A 319-nucleotide genomic window follows, 5' to 3' on the forward strand; every position below is an offset into this window, starting at 1 on the left:
CGAGTGGCGGCGCAACCCGCGTTATCGCCTGCCAATTCCCCAAATCTCGCGGCGCGATGCACCTCGATACTGTATTTACCTTCTGTGACCGCGATCTTGTTACTGTCTTTTCCGAGGTCACAGACGCTATCCGCTGTACCAGCCTGCGCCCCGGCGACGGCAACACCATCGCCGTTGAAGTGGAGGCAAAACCCTTTCTTGAGGTCGTGGCCGATGCGCTTGGGATCAAAGCCCTTCGGACCATTCCAACTGGTGGAGATGCGTATGAATCCGCCCGCGAGCAATGGGATGATGCCAACAATCTTCTGTGTTTGGAGCC

The 319-nt window shown here is 57.4% G+C and carries 1 protein-coding gene; it reads left to right on the plus strand.

The features are described from left to right. On the plus strand, window positions 1-319 hold a 319-nt coding region (locus AB9F29_RS21775), incomplete at both ends, for an arginine deiminase family protein (protein WP_369757232.1).

The organism is Falsihalocynthiibacter sp. S25ZX9, assembly GCF_041205405.1.
GTDB lineage: Bacteria > Pseudomonadota > Alphaproteobacteria > Rhodobacterales > Rhodobacteraceae > Falsihalocynthiibacter > Falsihalocynthiibacter arcticus.